The sequence below is a fragment of the Halorubrum sp. JWXQ-INN 858 genome, assembly GCF_009806985.1.
In the GTDB taxonomy this organism is placed as follows: domain Archaea; phylum Halobacteriota; class Halobacteria; order Halobacteriales; family Haloferacaceae; genus Halorubrum.
The window spans coordinates 275,303-293,490 of record NZ_WUAX01000005.1 but is presented as its reverse complement, the minus strand read 5'-3'; the positions used below and the strand labels follow the sequence as shown (position 1 = coordinate 293,490).

Here is an 18,188-nt window from a genome sequence, read left to right as displayed (position 1 = left end):
GATCCGACGCGATGCGGCCGCCGTCGGCCGACGATGAAGGTTTAATACGGTCGCCCGATACCCGTTCGTTACGACACGCTCCCGCTCGTCTCAAGTGATACATGTATGAAAGATATCGGGCGTGAACTGCTCGGTCGGTCGCCGTTCACGGTCGCCGTCGTCTACTTCGGTTTCGGGATCGTGTGGGTCCCGGCGATCGATCGGTTGCTCGCGACGACCGTCGCGACGGCGGAGCCGACGGGGGCGGCCGGGTTGGCGGGCGGCTGGCTGCTCGTCGCGCTCTCCGCGCTCGTCGTCTACGGGGTGGCCGCCCATCACTACGGACGCGCGGACGACGCACGTCGCGAGTTGGAGACCTCGAATCAGCAGCTGCAGGTGTTGAGTCGCGTGTTCCGCCACAACGTCCGAAACGACCTCAACGTCGTCCAGGGCTACACCAACCTCCTGGAGGATCGCGTCGACGACGAACGGAGCCGCCGGTACCTCGAGACGATCCAGGAGACGACCGACGACGTCGTCGCGATAAGCGAGAAGCTCCGCGTCGTCGAGGACGTCTCGCCGACGGACCGGACACGCGTGAACCTGGTCGATGTCGTCCACGAGGCGGTCGACGACGTCCGCGCCGCCGGCGTCGACATCACGGTAGAAACGCCGTCCGAGGCGTGGATCCACGCGGACCGGTCCGTCGGCTACCCGGTCCGGGAAGTGTTCGAGAACGCGATCGCACACAACGACAAACGAGTCTGCCGGCTCGACGCACGGATCGACGCCGACAGCTCCGCGGTCTGCCTGCGCGTGCGGGACAACGGCCCCGGTATCCCGGAAAGCGAGCAGGCGGTGTTGCGGGCCGAAGAGGAGACGCCGCTGTCACACGCGAGCAGCATCGGCCTGTGGCTCGTCAAGTGGATGTGCGAGCTCCACGGGGGAACCGTCCGGTTCGACGTCACCGACGACGGGACCACGGTACAGCTTCGCTTCCGAGCGACCAAACCCGGCGATGCCGGCACGGTCGGAACGGCGGACGGCGGAAGGACGGACGGCGGAAGGACGGACGGCGGAAGGACGGAGGGCAAAAAGACGGACGGCGGAAGGATGGACGGCAAAAAGACGGACGGCGGAAGGGCGGATGGCCGAGCGTGATCACTCGAGTTCGGTGATCGTCACGGCGTACACCGCACCGCAGTTCCCGCACTCGACGTGTATCCCGCGGCTGGTCTGTCCGCGCGTGAACTCGGAGATCTCCTCCGCACAGGAGCACTCGAACTGTACCTTCATTGACCGTTCGTACGACGGACGACTACTTAAAAAGTCCGTCTCGATACCCAGGGTTGATAACCGGCCGCTTCGAGCGGGCGTGGTCGGTGCTCCGACCCGGCCCGAGCTTCGTCGTCGCGGACCGCGTCAGTCGTCGTCGACGATCACTTCGACGGGCTCGTCGTCGGCCGCGTCGGCCGCGGAGGCGCGCGCGGCCTCGCTCTGTTTGCCCTGCCAGTAGAGCCCGCCCGCGACCGCGACGACGACCCACGAGCGCCAGTTGGCGAGGTTGAGCGTGTAGCCGATGCCGAACGGCTTCTCCACCAGCATCCCCTTCCCGGGCTGCCAGTGTGCGGAGAGCAGCCGCCCGATGCTCGGTCGCTCGAAGTTGTACGGGATCCCGAATATCTCTCCGGACGACGGTTTGTCTGCCATGGTAGGTACGTCACGCGCCGGGAATATAAATCGTGGCGACGGGTCAGCGGTACCGCCCGCGGCCTTCGACGGTCCGGAGCCGGTCGAGGACCCGCTCGGCACCGACCTCGCGGTAGCCGGCCTCGAACGCCTCGATAACCGGGTCGGGATCCGTCGCCGTCGCGACGACCGACCCCTCGAAGACGTGGAGGTCCATCGCGTGGTCCTCGACGTGGGCCGAGTGATAGCCCAGCCCGAAGTCGATGAGGAAGACGCGGTCGTCGTCGCCGTCGGCCCCGGCTTCGACCCGGACGTTCCGCGTCGTGGGGTCCCCGTGGACGACGCCCGCGCCGTGGAGCCCCGCGAGGTGTCGGCCGACCGTCCGCGCGCGCGAGGGCGAGAGCGCCGCCGCGAGGTCGCGGTCCCCGACGTGTTGGAGCGTCAGGGTCGCGTCCGCGACGTCGACGTCGTACACCAGCGGCGTCGGAACGCCGGCCCGGCGCGCCTCGCTCGTCAGCCGCGCCTCGGACACGGTCCGGTCGCGACGGAGCGTGGCGTCGAGCCCCGGGTGGCGGTACGACTTCGGGACGCGGCGCTTGCGGACCCGTCGCCCGGCGGTCAACGGATCGGTCGATTCCCCGGCTCCCGGAGCGTCGTCCGGGGGGCGAACGTCGACGACCGCCTCCGCACCCCGGTGGTCGGCGTCACCATCCGCGGTCCCGTTCCCTGCCTCCCCGTCCCGACGGTCACTCCCGGCGTCCCGGACGACCGACGGCTCCCCTTCACGCCACGTCACGGGGACCTCGTCGGGACGGAAGTTCGGGTCGATCGCCGACTCGCGGATCGGCACGGTGTCGCCGACCGCCGCCATCTTCGCGCCGAGCACGGCTATCATCCCGGCGTTGTCGCGGAGGTACCGCGGCTCGGGCGCGTGGAACCGCGCCCCGCGTTCCGCACACATCGTCGCCAACATCTCCCGCAGCCGGGCGTTCTGCCCGACGCCGCCGCCGAGGACGAGCTCGTCGGCCCCCGTCAGCGAGAGCGCCCGCTCGGACACCTCCGTCAGGACCGCGAACACGTGCTCTTGAAGCGAGAAACAGACCTCCTCGACGGAGACGCCGTCGTCGACCGCGTCGTTGGCGGCGGAGCTGATCCCCGAAAACGAGAAGTCCATTCCCTTGACGACGTACGGTAAGTCGAGGAGGTCCGCGTCGGCGTCGGCGCGCGACGCGGCCGCCTCCACCTTCGGCCCGCCGGGGTGGCTCCAGCCGACGTGCCGCGTGAACTTGTCGAGCGCGTTGCCAACGCCCGCGTCCATCGTTTCGCCGAGCACCCGGTAGCGCCCGTCGTGGTAGCCGAGCAGGTGCGCGTTCGCGCCGGAGGCGTTCAGACACACCGGGTTCGAGAACCCGGACTCGTGGCGACCGATCTCCAGGTGGGCGACCATGTGGTTGACGCCGACGAGCGGGACGTCGAGCGCCCCCGCGAGCGCCCGCGCCGCGGTGCCGACGGTACGGAGACACGGGCCGAGGCCCGGGCCGCGGGAGAAGGCGACCGCGTCGATCGCGTCGGGGCCGTACTCGTCGGTCGCGTGCGTCAGGACCGCGTCGACGACCGCGGGGATCGCCTCGCTCATGTGCTCGGCGGCCTCGCGCGGGTGAATGCCGCCGCTATCGGGTTCGTACGCGTCGGATTCGATGAAAGTGGTGTCGGACCCGGAGTCGTGGAGGGCGGCGCTCGCACACCACGCCGTCCCCTCGATCCCGAGAACTCGCATTCGAGAGGGCCGTATCAGGCTTCTTCCGCGGCCGCGTCCTCTTCGGCACCGATCTTGTTGCGTTCGAGCATGTACTCCTGTTCGACCTCGAGCGCGTCGGCGGCCGAGTCGTACACCTTCGCGTAGCCGACCGTCTTGCGCATCCCGAACTTCGTGTCGAGCTCGTGGACGACGACCTCGTCCGAGGACTTGTCGAGCTTGGCGGCGAGCGAGTCGCGCACGGAGAGCCGAGAGGGCGTCGCGTCCTCGTGGGTCGTCTCGAATCGAATGTCTGTACGGTGTAGCATGGGGTTCTCCTCCTCGGAGATGATATCGACGTCCATAGTTCAGTTACCATTACTTCCCCTCGAAAGCTGTAAAAGGATTTCGAAGCGGGTGTTGCCCGCCGCGCGGGCGACGTCGACGACCGTTTCGCGTCTCCCGACCGGCTCCGACGGGCCACGATGGGATCCGCCACGACTGCGTCATCACGACGGCTTTTATTCCCCGACCGCCCCGTGGGTCACGTATGGCCGACCTACACCCGATCGCCAAGCGGATCCACAACGTCCAGCCTCGACCGGTACGGCTCGAACTCGACACGGGCGACGCCGGCGTGTACGAGTTCGTCGCCACGGAGTTCTTCCAGCGCGAGTTCCGCGGCGAGGGCGCCCGCGTCGACGCCGACGTCGACGCGTCGTTTCGGCTGATCACCTCGGACGACTACGAGCGCGTACTGCTCGGACGACAGGGACCCGACGAGGAGGGCTGGAGCGTCGTCGGGGAGGTCATCGAGGCCGACCGAGTCGAGGAGTAGACACGCGTCGCGGGTATCCCGAGTCCTCTTCCACGCGGTTACGCGGTCGCTCAGAGGGTTGCGCGGTCGCTCAGAGGGTTGCGCGGTCGCTCAGAGGGTTGCGCGGTCGCTCAGAGAGTTACGCGGTCGTCCAGGGAGTTACGCGGTCGTCCAGGGAGTTACGTCGTCCCTCGCGTCTCACGCCGTCGGGTCGACGCCCAGCGCCCGATACGCGCCGGCGACGTCGCCGTCCATCGCGTCGAACAGCTCCCGTGCGTGTGACCTCGCGTCCGGCGTGACAGCGACGTGGACCATCCCCTCGCCGGGCTGGCCGTAGACGACCGTCGACCCGACGGGCGCGGCGAGGATCGCGGGGAGCGCCGCCAGGTCCTCCTCGCCGGTCACTTCGAGGATGGTCGGCTCCGCGGCGGCGAGCGCGTCACGGAGCGCCGACAACAGCTCCGCGGTCAGCTCCGCGGCGGGGTTCGAGACGGAGACCCGTCGCTGTGTCGCCTCCCCGAGCGCGTCGTCGATCTCGGCGCGAACCGCCTCGCGTTCCGTCATGCCGTCGACGAGCGCGACGTCGGGCACCCGTCCCGCCTCGCGGAGGTGGAACGTGACGACGTCGCCGACCGCTATCAGGGACGCTTCCGGGGCGTCGTGCGTCTCACGGGTCCGCTCGGCGGCCGCGAGGAGCGCGTCCGCGTCGGTCGTCACGGGGCCGAGCGGCTCCTTGAACGCGTCGCGAAGCGAGTCGGGAAGCGTGAGCATTGGGAGAACTATCGGGAATTCGGGAACGCCGGCCGGCTATCGGACCTTGAGCGCGTACGAACCGGCCTTGGTGACGTTCATCTCCTCGGCGATCTGGCTCTCCTCGGGGTGCGAGATGATGACGTAGCCGGCCCAGTCCTCGGTCAGCGAGGAGGAACCGCAGTGCTCGCAGGTCTGTGCGTCCGGGTCGTTCACCAGGTGGCACTCACGGCAGGCGAGGCGGTCCTCCGCCATCAGTCGTCCTCCGCGGCCGTGCCGGTCTCCGCGCGGCGGCGACGCTCGCTTTCGAGCCACTCGTGTTTGCCGAGCCCCGGCTGTTTCGCCGTGAGCCCGATCTTCGAGTCGCGCGGGTTGCGCTCGTCGATGCTCTTCGTCACGACGCGGACGCGAACGGCGTCGTCGACGCCGAGCGTCTTGTCGGAGTCGGAGGAGGCGAGCTGCTGGTTCGCCCCGTCGAACGTGAGGTATTCGTCGGTGATCTGGGAGACGTGGAGTAGCCCGTCGACCGGGCCGATCCCGACGAACGCGCCGAACTCGACCGTCTCGACGACCGTCCCGTCGACGACCTCCTGCATGTCGGGGTCGAACGTGAGCGCGTCGAACTCCGCCTCGTAGTAGACGCCGGGGCGGTTGTGTAACACCGCGCCGTCGCCGATCTCGTGGACCTCGATGACGCTCACGACGCTGCCGACGTCCTCGTCCATTCGTCCTTCCAGTTTGTCCTGCAGCAGGGCTTTCACCCGCTCGTCGGTGACGTCCGCCAGGTGCTTCGGCGGGACCTCGACCGTGTCCTTGAGTCGAACTCGTTTGTACATATGCGTGGGGTGTGCGCTGTATCCCTGCGCTAGGGTTCCGTTATCGCCAGTGTGTTCCGACCCCTTAAACAGATTACTGGTACGTCCGCGTCCAGCACCCGTCTCGCCAGGGGTCGATCGTTCGTAACGACGTAGCCGACCCGGCCCGTCGTGGCCAGCTCGACCAACGCGTCGTCCGCGTACGATGCGTCCGTCTCGACCGTCTCCGCCCGCTCCGCGAGGTCCGCGCCGACGCTCGCCGCGGTCGCCTCCGTCCCGGCCCCCGATCGGAGCCCGTCGAGCTCGGCGACGACCGCGGCAGGGACGACCGCCGCGTGCGACCCGAGGAGCCGATCGAGCTCCTCGAACAGGCGAACGTTCGCCTCGATCGGGGCCATCAGGGCGCTCGCGTCGAGCGCGACGACGGGGGCGGTCCCGTCGTCGCGACCGTCGGCGTCGCGGTCGTCGGCGTCCGCCGTCGGCCCGTACGTCGCGTCGCCGCGGTCCGTGCCGGGCACGCTACGACAGCGTCCCGACGCCGATGAGGCGCCATCGCGCGCCGACGCGGCGGTTGATGGCGATCTGTGCGCCCGACTCCGCACAGACGGGTCGTTTGAGTTTCACCTCGCACTCGCCGTCGCGCGCGCTCGTCACCGCGCCGACCGTCGTCGCGGTGCCGACCGTGAGCATCAGGGGCTCGCCGGTGCTGATCTCGTCGACCTCGCCCTCGCCGACGACGCGGTCGAGGAGATCGACCGTCATCTCGAAGTCGTTGCGCGTCGGCGGGAGCGTGCCGGGCTCGCCCGCGACCTGGCCGGCGAGCGCGTCGCCCTTCGTCAGGCTCGGATCGAGGCCGGTGCCGACGCCGAGCAGCCCGCCGGGTTTGGCGACGTCGACCTGCTGGCTGCCGGCCTGTAGCGACCGGACCGTCGTCTCCAACGACTGCCACTCGGTCTGCCCGCCCTCCTCGACCTGGCGGCCGGGGCGGATCTCGAGCCCGTCGCCGACCGCGAGCTCGCCCTGGACGAGCGAGCCGCCGACGACGCCGCCTTTGAGGTCCGCGGCGTTCGTGCCGGGGCGGTTGATGTCGAACGAGCGGGCCGCGAACATCCGCGCGTCCTCGTCGGGGTCGCGCTCGGGCGTCGGGATCTCCGTTTCGATCGCCTCGATGAGGAGGTCGAGGTTGACCTCCTGCTGGGCGGAGACGGGGACGATCGGCGCGTCCTCCGCGACCGTGCCCTCGACGAACTCCTGTATCTGTCGGTAGTTGTCGACGGCGCGGTCGCGGTCGACGAGGTCGACCTTGTTCTGCGCGATGACGACGTTCTCGATGCCGATGAGGTTCAACGCCATCAGGTGTTCTTCCGTCTGTGCCTGCGGGACGTCTTCGGTCGCGCTCACGACGAGCACCGCCCCGTCCATGATCGAGGCCCCGGAGAGCATCGTCGCCATCAGCGTCTCGTGTCCGGGGGCGTCGACGAACGAGACCGTCCGCAGGACCTCGCTCTCGGAGCCGTCCGGACACTCCTCGTCGATGGTGTAACACTCGGGCGCGTCGACGCCGGGGCAGCGACGGAACGTCGCGTCCGCGTACCCCAGCCGGATGGATATCCCGCGTTTCATCTCCTCGCTGTGCTGGTCGGTCCACGATCCGGACAACGCCTGGACGAGCGTCGTCTTCCCGTGGTCGACGTGACCGACGAGACCGATGTTCACCTCCGGTTGTGTGTTGGCTTGAGTCACTGTTGAACCTCCCAAGGGAGCAGTCTTGTGCGAATTTCGCCCCGTGCGAGTGATAAAGTTGCTGTTCTAGCGGCGTCACGAGGGCGGTGTGGACGCGGTGGGCGACAGCGAGTGGACCCAAGGCGACGAAAGGAGCGGGAGCGGCGTCGCGTCGGGAACGACCGAACGGGTCCGACGCCGCTTTAGGCCCGAGCGGCGTAGGCGGTCCCGTCATGGGATACGCCTGCCCGGTGTGTGATACCCCGCAGCGAGACGGCGAACACCTCGCGCACCACCTCGCGTTCACGGCGATGATCCACGGCGACGACCACGAGGCGTGGCTCGACGAGCACGCCCCCGGCTGGGGCGGGATGGATCCCGAGGGGCTCGCCGAGGCCGTCGTCCCGCACGCCGAGGACGCGACGTACCACGAGACGTTCGAGGACACCGTCGACCGCGGCCGACCCGGCGTCGACGCGGGCGGGCACGTCGGCCACGGACGCGGCACGAGAAGCGGCGACGGCGGCCAGGGGCTCGGTGTCGACGACGCCGGAACCGACCCCGAGACGGCGGCCGTGCTCCGCGAGGCGCGGGCACTGACCCGCGAGATGTACGACGACGAGGACGGAGAGGACGGAGAGGACGGAGAGGACGGCGGGCAGGACGACAGTTCGGACGATGGCGATCACGAACTGGACACCGGCGAGAGCGCGAGCGATAGCGACGGAAGCGGCGGAAGGGACGGAAGCGGCGGAAGCGACGGAAGCGGCGGGGACGATCGCAGCGACCCGGCCGACGCGTAGCGCAACCCCTTTTGGGTCGCCGGACAACCGACCGATATGCAAACGATCGGTGCGTTCGCGCCGACGACGCGGGCGACGGCGCTCGAGCGCTACGAGGACGCCGGCCCCGCCGCGCGGGTCGTCGTGCGCGAGACGACGAAGGCGATGGAGTTCGACGCCGACGAGTACGACGAGCGGGTCCGTCCGGAGGTCATCGAGACCGCCCGGGACGCGATCTTCGCCGAGCTGCTCGCGGTCCACGTCGGCGACCGCGACGAGTTCGACGCGTGGCTCGCCGACAGCGAGTTCACGGAGGCGGACGTCGTCACGCTTGGTTCGGATCACGTCGACCGGATCACGTGGCACCCGATCCCCTTCGCCGACGCCGTGATCGCGACGACGTTCCACGAGGAGCAGGCGGCGGCCGTTAGCACCCTCCGGCGGAACGCGTTCGGACGCGTCTACCGGGAGGAGTTCACCGCGTCGGGTCGCTGAACGACACGGCAAGGAACCGTCCACCACCGATCCGGATCGTCGGGAGCCACGAGAACGCCCGAGTGAGACCCCCGCTGCTTGACCGGTCAGGTGACGTAGCCGATGAAGGGGATCGGCCGCCGGGGCGTCATCACCTCGTCGACCTGCGTGACGACGAGGACGACGCCGATCATCGCGAGCGCGGCCGCGAACGCGAACGGGACCGCAAAGCCCCAGGCGACGAGGAACCCGGAGAGCAGCGGCCCGAACGCAACGCCGAAGCCGAACGCCATCGTCAACACCGAGAGGGTCGCTCCCGACCGGTTCTCGGGCGCGAGGTCGCCGGCGAGCGCGAGCGCGGGCGCGAACACCATCGCGCCGGCGACCCCCTGGAGGAAGCGCGCGATGAACATCAGCCAGGAGTCCGAGACGACCCCCGAAAGCAGCGTGATGTCGGGGATGAACCCCTGCACGAGCGTCGTGGGGACGAGCAGCACCGTCCCGACGACGATGAACGCCTTGCGGCCGTAGAAGTCGGTGGCTCGACCGATCGGGGCCTGTAAGAAGATCTGCGCGAGCACGAACGCTGCGAACTGGAGCCCGAACATCTCCGGCCCCTGGTCAAGCTGGGTGTTGACGATCTCACCGAGCGTGGCGAAGACGGCGATGCCGACCGCCATGAAAAAGGAGACGACGCCGAGCGCGAAGACGGGGTCGAGCAGGTTCGACCCGCTCCGGTCGAGGATCGGGATCCCGTCGAGAACGGACTCGTCGGACTCGGAGGGCTCGACCGACGGGTCACGGATGAGCGCCAACACGAGGAAGAACGCGAGCGTGGCGGTGAACGCCGCGAAGTAGAAGGCCGCGTCGAACCCGGAGATCGCGAGCGTCGTCGCGCCGAGGGGGATCGAGTACGGCCCGGCGGCGATCACCCCGCCCGCGGCGATCGGGCCGACGCCGAAGCCGACGAGCCGGAACGTGTTGTACGTCCCCATGTTGCCGCCGCGGTTCTCGTCGGTGGCGAGGTCGTTGACGAGCGCGACGGTCGTCGGAATGATGAACGCGCCCGCGATCCCCTGGAACACCCGGAGGCCGATGAGGTGCCAGTACGTCGTCGCGAACGAGTACGCGAAGCTCGCCGCCGCGATGAGCACGAGCCCGAACAGGACGAACACCTTGCGCTTGCCGGTCCGGTCGGAGAGTCGCCCCGTGAACGGCTGGAGCGGGCTGTTGACGAACCCGAACACCGAGAGGATGAGCCCGGTGATGAACACCTCGGTCAGCCCGAAGGTGGCCCCGGTGACGAAGTCCGTCGCGATGAACAGCGGGAGCACCACGACGAGAAACGAGTTGCCGACCGACTCGGACATCCGGGCGAGCGCGAGCGCCAACACCTGCGGGTTGACGCCCAATAGGTTCTTCATCGACGGCGGGCGAGGAGGTCAGTCGTTGCGACGGAGGTCGTCGTGGCGGAAGCGAGGCTCCTCGGTGTGAGGGTCGCCGGTGTGAGGGTCGCCGGTGTGAAGGCCGCCGGTGTGAAGGCCGCCGGTGTGAGGGTCGTCGTCGTCCGAACGGGATACGTCACGCTCATCGATCGCTATGCACCCTCGATAACGCGTCCATACCTGTCGAAGCGTCCGGTGGAACAACACTGTTGTGCTAGCGGCCCGTCCCGCCTCGATCCGCGGGTCGCCCCCACTCGGCCCGCGAGCCGCAGGGGCGACGCGACCGCGGCCGACGCCCACGCTTTAAGGCCCGCTCGCCCGCGTGAGTGTGTATGGACGTAGACATCGGCAACGCGCTGGGAACGACCCCGGGCGTGACGGAGGCGACCTTGGAACGGCTCGACGAGCGCGTCGGGGACGCACACGAGCGGATCGAGCGGGGGATGGCCGACGACGAGTTCGGGTACGCCGCGCTGAACCTGCCCGAAACCACCGACCCGGCGGCGATCCGCGCGGCGACGGGCGCGTTCGACGACCCCGCAGCCGTGCTGACGGTCGGTATCGGCGGGAGCGCGCTGGGGGCGGCGACGCTGTCGAACGCGCTCGGCGGCGACGCCGACGCGTACGTCCTCGACAACGTCGACCCCGACGCCGTCGACGCGCTGCTCGCCGAGCTCCCGCTCGCGGACACCGTCGTCAACGTGGTCTCCAACTCGGGCACCACGGCGGAGACGCTCGCGAACTTCCTCGTCGTGCGCGAGGCGATGGCCGACGCGGGGGTCGACTGGACGGAACGGACCCTCGTCACGACGGGCGACGAAGGAAACCTGCGCCGGCTCGCCGACCGCCACGACCTCCCCGCGCTCGACGTTCCCGAAGGCGTCTCTGGACGCTTCTCGGTGCTCTCGACGGTCGGGCTCGCGGTCGCGGCCCTGCAGGGCCACGACATCGAGGCGGTCCTCGCGGGCGGGCGGGACGGTCGCGACGCGCTCGCCGGCTCGCTGTTCGAGTCGCCCGCGTACGCCTACGGCGCGACGACGTACGCGCTCGCCGAGCGCGGCGCGCTCACGAACGCCGTGATGCCCTACGCCGAGTCGCTCGAGACGTTCGCGGAGTGGTTCGCACAGCTGTGGGCCGAGAGCCTCGGGAAAGACGGCCTCGGGCAGACTCCCGTGCGCGCGCTCGGAGCGACCGACCAACACTCACAGCTCCAGCTGTACCGCGCCGGCCCGCGCGACAAACTCGTCACGGTCGTCCGGCCGCGGGAGCGTGCGTCGACGCCCATCCCCGAAACCGACCTCGAGGGGCTCGCCTACCTCGGCGGCTCCTCGCTCGGCGACCTCCTCGACGCGGAGTTCGAGGCGACCGAAGCGAGCCTCGCGGCCGCCGGCGTCCCCAACGTCAGGGTCGAGATCGACCGGGTCGACGAGCGCGCGCTCGGGGAGTTGCTCTACGGGATGGAGGCCGCCTGCGTCCTCTACGGGGAGCTCGCGAGCGTCCCGACGTTCACCCAGCCCGCCGTCGAGTGGGGCAAGAAGGCCGCTCGGGGGCTCCTCGGCGGCGGCGATTTCGAGGAGGCGGCCGCCGTCGCGGACAAACGCGAGCTGCGTATCGAACGGTCGTAGGCCGCCGGACGACGTGAGGACCGGCATCTGACGTCGCCAGCGCCCGCCTTCCGGAGCGTTGAAACCGTCGCCGACCCTACGGCTGGCGATGAGCGAGGACCGTGAGGGTCGATCGGATCGCGACGGTGAAGACGCCCGCGACGCCTCCGATCCCGTCGCCAGGTTCGCCGTCCCGCTGGAGCGGGTCACTCGCGTAGCGAGCGCGGTGGTCGTGGTCGTGTTCGCGCTCCTCGTCGCCTCCGCGATCACCGGCCCGACGGCGAGACTCGCCGTGAGCGCCGGCCTCGTGGCCGAGGGGACGAGCGCGTGGCAGGTCCTCCGGACCGTCGTGCAGTTCGGCGGGTTCCTGCTCGCGGTCGTCGGCTACCTCGCGTTCACCGACGAGTGGGACGTCGTCGACGTCGCCCGCCCGTCCCGGATCGACACCGCCCTCGTCGTCGGCGGGGCCGTCGGACTGTTGGCGCTCCAGTACGGGGCGCTGCTCGTGCTCGCGGAGGTCGGGCTGACGACCGGGGAGAACCGAGCCACCGTCGCCGCCGGCGACCCGGTCCCTTACTACCTCGCGATGATCGCCGTCTCGCTGCTCGTAGTCGGTCCGATCGAGGAGCTGCTGTTCCGCGGCGTCGTCCAAGGGGGGCTGCGGCGGGCGTTCGACGCGGGTCCGGCGATCCTGATCGCGAGCCTCGTCTTCGGGGTCATCCACCTCCCGTCGATCGAGGGCGCGCTCCCCGAGCAGCTCGCGTACGTCGGCGTCGTCGTCCTGCTCGGCTGCGTGCTCGGCCTCCTGTACGAGCGGACGGGGAACGTGGTGGTCCCCGGGCTGGCCCACGGCGCGTACAACGCCGCGATCTACGCCGTACTCCTCGCCGGCGTGCTGTGAGCCCTCCGCGGGACGGCCCTTCTCGACGACCCCGTCAGTACCGCTCTTTCCCCCAGCGGAGGTCGTCGTAGGTGGCCTGCTGGTCGCTGTCGAACCGCTCCTCGAACTTCCGGCGGAGCGCGGCCTTCTCGCCGGCGTTGATCCGCGCGAGCTCGTCGGCCTTCGCGACCGCCTCGGGCGGGCCGCGGGTCGCCGCCACGTCGGAGAGGACCTGTCGGGTCAGCCGGTCGCGCGTCGACGCGTCGCGGGCGAACGCATAGGGAGCCTCCAGCTTGTACGTCACGTCCGTTCGGGGGTCGTAGACGACCATGAACGTCGGCTCGTACAGCGTCGGGTCGAGCTCACGCTCGATCCCGAGCGCGTCCGCGTCGGCCGCCATCGTCCCGTCCGCGCCCCCGCGGCTGTGGAACCACGTGGTGAACGTGAGCGCGTCGTCGAGGCGGTCGCCGTCGGCCCGCCGTTCGAGCAGTGCCGTGAACAGCGCGGCGTCGTCGGGCCACGGCGGCTCGACCCCGCGGTCCGCGAGCGTGCGGACGATCGTGCGGCTCGCCGGGTTCTTGACGAACCCCGCGAGGGGGACGTCCCGCTCGACGAACCGCTCGACGAGCCGGACGTAGTTCTCGACGACCGACCGGGGTTTCGCCTCCCGAGCGATCTCGCCCAGCTCGGGGTCGCGGTCGCCCCACGTGAACAGTTCCTTGGGATACACCGGCCCGTCGAGCACGAGCAGTTCGTCGACGCGGTCGGCGTGGGTGAGCGCGTGCGTCCCCTCGGCGAGGTAGAGCGCGAGCGCGTGGACGACCCCCTCTGCGTACCGGTTCACGCGCGGGGCGTGGAGCACCCGCTGGCGGGTGTGACCCGCGTCGCGGCGCGTCCATTCGCGGTCGAAGTCCGTCGTCGAGTCGCCCGCGTGGACGGTCGCGACGATGGTGCGGTCCCGGTGGAGCGACAGGTCCGTCGGCTCCGACGCCATCGCCGCGTGCGCGACGTCGACGACGAGCCCGTTCTTGAACGTGGTCGGGTTGATCGTTCCGGAGTCGAGCCCGTGAACCGTCCCGAACGGGCGCTCCGCGAGCGCGACCGCGTCGATGTCGGTCCGACGGCGCTCGTGGTCGCCGACCGGCTCGATCACGACCCGGCCGTCCCGGCGCAGCGACGGGAGCCACTCCTCCCAGACCTGGCCGACGAGGTCCTCGTGGTCCGTCGTGTCCACGTCGCTCGCGATGTCGTACGCGAGCCGCGCGATGTTCTCGACGTGGATCGGATCGAGCGTCACACCTCCCCGAGGGGACGCGGCGACCAAAAGTGGGTGGGGTCCGCACGGCTCCGTGAACGTGACCCCGAAACGGAACCGCGAAACGGGACGAGGCGGGGCCGCCTCACTCGCCGCCGGCGTCCGCGGGGGTCACCTCGAGGGCGGCCTCGAGGACCGCCTCGAGCGTCGGCAGGACGCGCTTGACGGCCGCCCCGTCCTCGAGGAAGACGAGGGTTCGGGGCGGACGAACCGCCTTCGGCCGGACCCGAAGCCCCGCCCCCTCGGCCGTCGTCGCCGCGACGTCGGGCGCGACGACGAACTCCACCCGCACCCGATCGGGCTGGACGAACACGTCCGCGACGCGCTCGGATCCGTCCTCGTCGCCCTCGTCTGCGTCCGTCCCGTCTTCGTCCGTCCCGTCTTCCTCGTCCCCGTTCCCACCCTCCCCGTCGTCCTCACGTTTCGGGGCGAGCGCCAGCGAGTAAGCGAGCGCGCCGTCGACGGTCGGTTCGACGTCGGGGTCGGCGTCCGTGACGACGAGGTCGCGGAGCCGTCCCCGGTTCCCGGTCACCTCGGAGGCGAGCAGCTGGGCGATGCGGACGCCGTCGGTCAGTCGGTCCGTGACCATCACCGGCCCCCCGCGTGGCCGACGGCGGTCACGCCTCCTCCTCCACGAGCCCGGCGCGCACGTCGTCGGCGAGCCGATCGACCGCGGCCCCGTGCTCTTTCGCGTAGAGGACCGCCGCCGCCTCGAGCGTGACGGCGAGCGTGCGCTGGCGCTCGTTGATCGCGGCGACCGCGCGCTGCTTCTCGACGCCGGCGGCGACGATGGCGTCGAGCGCCGTCTCGAAGGTGGACTGCTCGCGGAGGAGCGATTCGTCGGGGACGAACTCTTCGGGGATCGTGACGTCGGCCGGGTCGAACCGGGCGACGAGGTCGCCGTCCTCCTCGACGAGGAGCCCGCGCCCGACGGCGACGTCGACGAGCCGCTTCGCCTGATCGGGCGAGAACCACTCCCGGTCGAGCGAGAGCGCGACGACGAACTCCCCCTCGCCGAGCCGTTGCTTGCCGCGCCGTTTGAACGGGACCGCGACGGCGACCTCCAGACTCATACGCGAGGGAGGGCCGTCGACGCCGGTAAACCTACCGAACCCAGCCGTCCGGGCGACACGGGACAAACGTCGGATTCGGTGACCCGATCGGCGGTCACCCCGAGGAAACGGGAGGCGTCGGCACACCCCGGCGTGTGTCGGCGTGTCGTTCGGGTCCGGAAACGGACGCTCTTATACGCGCTGAGGGGCAAGAAAGGGGCAATATGATATTTGAGGGCCTCCCGACGACGCCCCGTGCGGAGGAACTCCTCGACAAGGCGTTCTCCCGGGCGGCGCGAACGGGTCACGCCAAGAGCGGCCACGAGGCCCAGGAGGCGATGCTTCGCACGGCCGGCAACATCCTCTCGGACAACCTCGAGAACGTGGTCGTCTCGTGGCCGGACTTCGGCTTCGACGTCAAGCCGTTCTACTACGAGCTCGCGGACGCCATCGTCGACGTCGACCGCCTCCGACAGGCGCTCGCGCAGGTGATGTGGGCGAGCCGCCAGATCGAGCGCCTCCGCGACGAGTACACCACGAAGGTCCGCAACTCGGACGTCGACGCCGCGAAGAAACACCGGAAACAGGCGTTCGCGCGCATGGCCGACGTGATGGACCAGATCGAGGACGACCTCCGGTACATCGGCGACTCCCGCGACGCCCTCCGTAACCTGCCCGACATCCGTCCGGACGAGCCCGCAGTCGTCGTCGCCGGCTACCCGAACGTCGGCAAGTCCTCGTTCGTGAACGAGGTCACCCGCGCGTCCAACGAGATCGCGGAGTACCCGTTCACGACGCGGGGCGTCCAGGTCGGTCACTTCGAACGCGACCACGTCCGCTACCAGATCGTCGACACGCCCGGGCTCCTCGACCGCCCCGAGGACGAGCGTAACGACATCGAACGGCAGGCGGTCAGCGCGCTGGTCCACCTCGCCGATGTCGTCCTCTTCGTGCTCGACCCCTCCGGCGACTGCGGCTATCCGCTCGACGTCCAACTGGAGCTCCGCGAGGAAGTCCGTGCCCTGTTCGACGAATCCATCCCGATGCACACCGTCGCGAACAAACACGACCGGTTCGAGGCGATCCGCGCCGAGGGCGTCGACGCGACCATGAGCGTGACCGAGGGCGAGAACGTCGAGGAAGTGCTCGCGATGATCGTCGACGCCGCCGCCTACGAGCCGGACCTCCCGACCCGCGAACGCGACGGCGAGTAGCGGCCACCGCCGGCGAGGGACGGTCCGTTACCGCGTTTCGGGCGGCTCTTCGCGGCCGTCCGGAACGGCGACGACCTCGCGGTCGGCCTTTCGTGCTCGTCGCCCGCGACCGAAGAGCCGTTGCCTGATCGACCGATGGCTGGGTCGCTCCGCGAGCAGTACCGAACAGTCGACGTGCTTGACCAAGTCGAGGTGGAGCGAGTCGGAGAGGAGCCGGGACAACAGCCCTTTCTCGGTCGCCCCGATGATGATGAGGGTGTTGTCGACCGCGGCCGCCTCGATCGCGCCCTCCACGTCGCCGCCGGTGTCGACGGTCAGCGTCGCCCCCTCGAGTCCGTTCTCCGTGGCCCACTCCGAGAGGAACCGCTCGCCCTCCTCGCGGGCGTCGTCGTCCGGGACGACGTGGAGCAGGGTCACCTCGGCGTCGGCGGTCCGGGAGAGCACGCGTGCGACCTCCGCCCCCAGTACGGAGTCCGGTCCGCCGGCCGTCGGCAGGAGCACCCGCGAGGTGTCCAACTCGCTCTCGTCGAGGATCAGGAAGTCACACGGCAGCTGGTTCGTCAGCTCCTCGATCGGCCGCTCCGCGCGGGCCGCGCTCCACAGCTGGTCGTCCCTCCAGCCCATCAGAACCGTCTCGGGTCGGGTCCGGCGGGCCATGTCGAACACTTCCTCGAAGGACCGATGTGAGACGACGGTCGACGTCTCGACGTCGACGTCGTACCGCTCCGCGATCGAGCGGACCGGCCCCATGTGTCGCTCGGAGGCCCCGATGATGCGGTCGCTGTTGTCCCCGGACGTCAACGACATGCCCTCCGGGGCCTGCACGACGTGGACCACGTGGACCGTACCGTCCTCGTGGTCGCTCGCGAGCGCGCTCGCGAGCTCGACGAGCTTCTCGTCGGTCCGCAGGTTCGTGATCGGAACCATCACGCGGTGGCCTTCGTCGGCGAACAGCGCCGCCTCGGCGCTGTTCAGTATCGGCACGTACGACCGACCGACGGCCTGTCCGAACAGCCACTCCGGGACCGAGAGGCGGCGGTTCATTCCGTCGAAACGCGCCGACTCGAGGCGTTTCTCGCTCGTGTGGAAGTAGTTGACGAGCGTGACGAGTACGACCCCGCCGGCCGTGTTCCCGAGGAGAACCGGGAGCACGAACTCGACCATTCCGACGTACAGCCCGAGGGTGCCGGCGAACATCAGGAACAGCGCCTCGGTGAACGAGACGACGACGTGATAGAGGTTCCCCAGCGGGATCGCGAGGAACGCGAGGTAGACGACGAGCAGACGGGTGACCGAGTCCGTGGAGGCGAACCCGACCCAGACGACCCCGGCGACGATCAGCCCCGCGATGGCGGCCTTGAAGAAGAGCGGCCACCAGCCGGTCTCGACGCCTGATCGGGCGATGTCCGCGGCGACGGTGGCCGCTTCCGGCGAGAAGACGCCGCCGTACGACAGGACGACCGCGCCGATCGCGCCGCCGGCGAAGTTCCCGGCGAGAACGATCCCCCAGTGACGCAACAGCGTGGGGAAGCTCGCGAGCCGCTCGAGGGTCAACGCCACCGGCGGGAGCGTGTTCTCGGTGAAGAGCTGGTAGCCGCCGATGATGATGTAGATGAACCCGAGCGGGTACAACAGGACGCTCAAAACGGGATGGCCGTCGGTCGAGGCGGTCATCGAGGCGTACAGGAGGAACGTGATGGTGATCGCGAGCCCGGCGGCGACGCCGCTGAAAAACAGCTCGCGGTTGCCGGAGGTCACCTCCTCGTCGGCCGCGGCGATGATCCGCTGAAAAACTTCGTCGGAGGAGAACCGGTCCCGTACCGCCTCGCCCACCGCGGGCGCGCCGCCCCGGGACCGTTCGACGACGTCCCGAACGGGCTCGTCGTCGGATACTGGTTGGTCGGTCACGGCGGTA

The 18,188-nt window shown here is 69.8% G+C and carries 21 protein-coding genes; 7 read left to right on the top strand and 14 right to left on the bottom strand.

What is annotated here, in order from left to right:
* Nucleotides 1-105 precede the first annotated feature (105 nt).
* Nucleotides 106-1,140: a sensor histidine kinase KdpD gene (locus tag GRS48_RS02740; RefSeq protein WP_159483386.1), complete on the top strand. Its 1,035-nt coding sequence runs from the start codon at nucleotides 106-108 to the stop codon at nucleotides 1,138-1,140.
* Here GRS48_RS02740 and GRS48_RS15305 read toward each other — a convergent pair whose 3' ends face one another.
* The 4 genes from GRS48_RS15305 to GRS48_RS02725 form a co-directional block, all read right to left on the bottom strand.
* On the bottom strand, nucleotides 1,141-1,275 hold the full coding sequence (locus GRS48_RS15305) for a hypothetical protein (RefSeq protein ID WP_255473041.1): 135 nt from the start codon (nucleotides 1,273-1,275) through the stop codon (nucleotides 1,141-1,143). It abuts the gene before it with no gap.
* A 126-nt stretch (nucleotides 1,276-1,401) separates the two neighbouring features.
* Nucleotides 1,402-1,689: a DUF5808 domain-containing protein gene (locus GRS48_RS02735; RefSeq protein ID WP_159483385.1), complete on the bottom strand. Its 288-nt coding sequence runs from the start codon at nucleotides 1,687-1,689 to the stop codon at nucleotides 1,402-1,404.
* A gap of 43 nt (nucleotides 1,690-1,732) precedes the next feature.
* Nucleotides 1,733-3,445, bottom strand: a complete 1,713-nt coding sequence (locus GRS48_RS02730; RefSeq protein ID WP_159483384.1) for a bifunctional N(6)-L-threonylcarbamoyladenine synthase/serine/threonine protein kinase — start codon at nucleotides 3,443-3,445, stop codon at nucleotides 1,733-1,735.
* 14 nt (nucleotides 3,446-3,459) lie between these two features.
* Nucleotides 3,460-3,768: a 30S ribosomal protein S24e gene (locus GRS48_RS02725; protein WP_159483383.1), complete on the bottom strand. Its 309-nt coding sequence runs from the start codon at nucleotides 3,766-3,768 to the stop codon at nucleotides 3,460-3,462.
* Between the two features lie 185 nt (nucleotides 3,769-3,953).
* Between GRS48_RS02725 and GRS48_RS02720 the strand changes: the two genes are divergently transcribed.
* A complete protein-coding gene (locus GRS48_RS02720) occupies nucleotides 3,954-4,241 on the top strand; it encodes a transcriptional regulator (protein WP_159483382.1) in 288 nt (95 codons plus the stop codon).
* A 177-nt stretch (nucleotides 4,242-4,418) separates the two neighbouring features.
* Here the strand turns inward: GRS48_RS02720 and GRS48_RS02715 are convergent, their stop codons facing one another.
* The 5 genes from GRS48_RS02715 to GRS48_RS02695 are packed head-to-tail and all read right to left on the bottom strand — an operon-like array spanning nucleotide 4,419 to nucleotide 7,528.
* Nucleotides 4,419-4,991 (bottom strand): GTP-dependent dephospho-CoA kinase family protein, encoded by a 573-nt coding sequence (locus tag GRS48_RS02715; protein ID WP_159483381.1) that lies wholly within the window; start codon nucleotides 4,989-4,991, stop codon nucleotides 4,419-4,421.
* Nucleotides 4,992-5,027: 36 nt separating this feature from the next.
* Nucleotides 5,028-5,225 carry a transcription elongation factor subunit Spt4 gene (spt4, locus tag GRS48_RS02710; RefSeq protein WP_159483380.1) on the bottom strand — a complete coding sequence of 66 codons (198 nt, stop codon included), beginning with the start codon at nucleotides 5,223-5,225 and terminating at the stop codon, nucleotides 5,028-5,030.
* Nucleotides 5,225-5,806: a DNA-directed RNA polymerase gene (locus GRS48_RS02705; protein WP_159483379.1), complete on the bottom strand. Its 582-nt coding sequence runs from the start codon at nucleotides 5,804-5,806 to the stop codon at nucleotides 5,225-5,227. Before GRS48_RS02705 ends, spt4 begins: the two co-directional genes overlap by 1 nt.
* Before the next feature lie 29 nt (nucleotides 5,807-5,835).
* Nucleotides 5,836-6,303 (bottom strand): DUF188 domain-containing protein, encoded by a 468-nt coding sequence (locus tag GRS48_RS02700; RefSeq protein ID WP_321168255.1) that lies wholly within the window; start codon nucleotides 6,301-6,303, stop codon nucleotides 5,836-5,838.
* A 1-nt stretch (nucleotide 6,304) separates the two neighbouring features.
* On the bottom strand, nucleotides 6,305-7,528 hold the full coding sequence (locus GRS48_RS02695; RefSeq protein WP_321168254.1) for a translation initiation factor IF-2 subunit gamma: 1,224 nt from the start codon (nucleotides 7,526-7,528) through the stop codon (nucleotides 6,305-6,307).
* A gap of 212 nt (nucleotides 7,529-7,740) precedes the next feature.
* Between GRS48_RS02695 and GRS48_RS02690 the strand changes: the two genes are divergently transcribed.
* Both GRS48_RS02690 and GRS48_RS02685 read left to right on the top strand, forming a co-directional pair.
* Nucleotides 7,741-8,310, top strand: a complete 570-nt coding sequence (locus GRS48_RS02690) for a DUF5810 domain-containing protein (RefSeq protein ID WP_159483377.1) — start codon at nucleotides 7,741-7,743, stop codon at nucleotides 8,308-8,310.
* A gap of 36 nt (nucleotides 8,311-8,346) precedes the next feature.
* The gene (locus tag GRS48_RS02685; protein WP_159483376.1) at nucleotides 8,347-8,784 is read left to right on the top strand and encodes a DUF5809 family protein; all 438 of its coding nucleotides are present in this window, start codon (nucleotides 8,347-8,349) and stop codon (nucleotides 8,782-8,784) included.
* An 86-nt stretch (nucleotides 8,785-8,870) separates the two neighbouring features.
* On the opposite strand, the gene GRS48_RS02680 is transcribed toward GRS48_RS02685, so the two are convergent.
* Nucleotides 8,871-10,187, bottom strand: coding sequence for an MFS transporter (locus tag GRS48_RS02680; RefSeq protein ID WP_159483375.1), 1,317 nt, complete (start codon nucleotides 10,185-10,187; stop codon nucleotides 8,871-8,873).
* Between the two features lie 353 nt (nucleotides 10,188-10,540).
* Here GRS48_RS02680 and GRS48_RS02675 point away from each other — a divergent pair, with 353 nt between their 5' ends.
* Both GRS48_RS02675 and GRS48_RS02670 read left to right on the top strand, forming a co-directional pair.
* The gene (locus tag GRS48_RS02675; protein ID WP_159483374.1) at nucleotides 10,541-11,833 is read left to right on the top strand and encodes a glucose-6-phosphate isomerase; all 1,293 of its coding nucleotides are present in this window, start codon (nucleotides 10,541-10,543) and stop codon (nucleotides 11,831-11,833) included.
* Between the two features lie 88 nt (nucleotides 11,834-11,921).
* The gene (locus tag GRS48_RS02670) at nucleotides 11,922-12,713 is read left to right on the top strand and encodes a CPBP family intramembrane glutamic endopeptidase (RefSeq protein WP_159483373.1); all 792 of its coding nucleotides are present in this window, start codon (nucleotides 11,922-11,924) and stop codon (nucleotides 12,711-12,713) included.
* A gap of 34 nt (nucleotides 12,714-12,747) precedes the next feature.
* On the opposite strand, the gene GRS48_RS02665 is transcribed toward GRS48_RS02670, so the two are convergent.
* The 3 genes from GRS48_RS02665 to GRS48_RS02655 form a co-directional block, all read right to left on the bottom strand.
* On the bottom strand, nucleotides 12,748-13,989 hold the full coding sequence (locus GRS48_RS02665) for a DNA double-strand break repair nuclease NurA (RefSeq protein ID WP_321168253.1): 1,242 nt from the start codon (nucleotides 13,987-13,989) through the stop codon (nucleotides 12,748-12,750).
* A 103-nt stretch (nucleotides 13,990-14,092) separates the two neighbouring features.
* Entirely contained in the window at nucleotides 14,093-14,596 is a 504-nt protein-coding gene (locus tag GRS48_RS02660) for a hypothetical protein (protein WP_159483371.1), read from the bottom strand.
* A gap of 28 nt (nucleotides 14,597-14,624) precedes the next feature.
* A complete protein-coding gene (locus GRS48_RS02655; protein ID WP_159483370.1) occupies nucleotides 14,625-15,080 on the bottom strand; it encodes a DUF2240 family protein in 456 nt (151 codons plus the stop codon).
* A 203-nt stretch (nucleotides 15,081-15,283) separates the two neighbouring features.
* Between GRS48_RS02655 and GRS48_RS02650 the strand changes: the two genes are divergently transcribed.
* Complete coding sequence (locus tag GRS48_RS02650) at nucleotides 15,284-16,273, top strand: GTPase (RefSeq protein WP_159483369.1); 990 nt, start codon at nucleotides 15,284-15,286, stop codon at nucleotides 16,271-16,273.
* A 27-nt stretch (nucleotides 16,274-16,300) separates the two neighbouring features.
* Here the strand turns inward: GRS48_RS02650 and GRS48_RS02645 are convergent, their stop codons facing one another.
* Nucleotides 16,301-18,181: a formate/nitrite transporter family protein gene (locus GRS48_RS02645; RefSeq protein ID WP_321168252.1), complete on the bottom strand. Its 1,881-nt coding sequence runs from the start codon at nucleotides 18,179-18,181 to the stop codon at nucleotides 16,301-16,303.
* Nucleotides 18,182-18,188 lie beyond the last annotated feature (7 nt).

Excerpts from the sequence above, each read along its gene's own strand:
- GRS48_RS02740 (WP_159483386.1), top strand. The coding sequence starts at position 106 with ATGAAAGATATCGGGCGTGAACTGCTCGGTCGGTCGCCGTTCACGGTC.
- GRS48_RS15305 (WP_255473041.1), bottom strand. The coding sequence starts at position 1,275 with ATGAAGGTACAGTTCGAGTGCTCCTGTGCGGAGGAGATCTCCGAGTTC.
- GRS48_RS02735 (WP_159483385.1), bottom strand. The coding sequence starts at position 1,689 with ATGGCAGACAAACCGTCGTCCGGAGAGATATTCGGGATCCCGTACAAC.
- GRS48_RS02730 (WP_159483384.1), bottom strand. The coding sequence starts at position 3,445 with ATGCGAGTTCTCGGGATCGAGGGGACGGCGTGGTGTGCGAGCGCCGCC.
- GRS48_RS02725 (WP_159483383.1), bottom strand. The coding sequence starts at position 3,768 with ATGGACGTCGATATCATCTCCGAGGAGGAGAACCCCATGCTACACCGT.
- GRS48_RS02720 (WP_159483382.1), top strand. The coding sequence starts at position 3,954 with ATGGCCGACCTACACCCGATCGCCAAGCGGATCCACAACGTCCAGCCT.
- GRS48_RS02715 (WP_159483381.1), bottom strand. The coding sequence starts at position 4,991 with ATGCTCACGCTTCCCGACTCGCTTCGCGACGCGTTCAAGGAGCCGCTC.
- spt4 (WP_159483380.1), bottom strand. The coding sequence starts at position 5,225 with ATGGCGGAGGACCGCCTCGCCTGCCGTGAGTGCCACCTGGTGAACGAC.
- GRS48_RS02705 (WP_159483379.1), bottom strand. The coding sequence starts at position 5,806 with ATGTACAAACGAGTTCGACTCAAGGACACGGTCGAGGTCCCGCCGAAG.
- GRS48_RS02690 (WP_159483377.1), top strand. The coding sequence starts at position 7,741 with ATGGGATACGCCTGCCCGGTGTGTGATACCCCGCAGCGAGACGGCGAA.
- GRS48_RS02685 (WP_159483376.1), top strand. The coding sequence starts at position 8,347 with ATGCAAACGATCGGTGCGTTCGCGCCGACGACGCGGGCGACGGCGCTC.
- GRS48_RS02680 (WP_159483375.1), bottom strand. The coding sequence starts at position 10,187 with ATGAAGAACCTATTGGGCGTCAACCCGCAGGTGTTGGCGCTCGCGCTC.
- GRS48_RS02675 (WP_159483374.1), top strand. The coding sequence starts at position 10,541 with ATGGACGTAGACATCGGCAACGCGCTGGGAACGACCCCGGGCGTGACG.
- GRS48_RS02670 (WP_159483373.1), top strand. The coding sequence starts at position 11,922 with ATGAGCGAGGACCGTGAGGGTCGATCGGATCGCGACGGTGAAGACGCC.
- GRS48_RS02660 (WP_159483371.1), bottom strand. The coding sequence starts at position 14,596 with ATGGTCACGGACCGACTGACCGACGGCGTCCGCATCGCCCAGCTGCTC.
- GRS48_RS02655 (WP_159483370.1), bottom strand. The coding sequence starts at position 15,080 with ATGAGTCTGGAGGTCGCCGTCGCGGTCCCGTTCAAACGGCGCGGCAAG.
- GRS48_RS02650 (WP_159483369.1), top strand. The coding sequence starts at position 15,284 with ATGATATTTGAGGGCCTCCCGACGACGCCCCGTGCGGAGGAACTCCTC.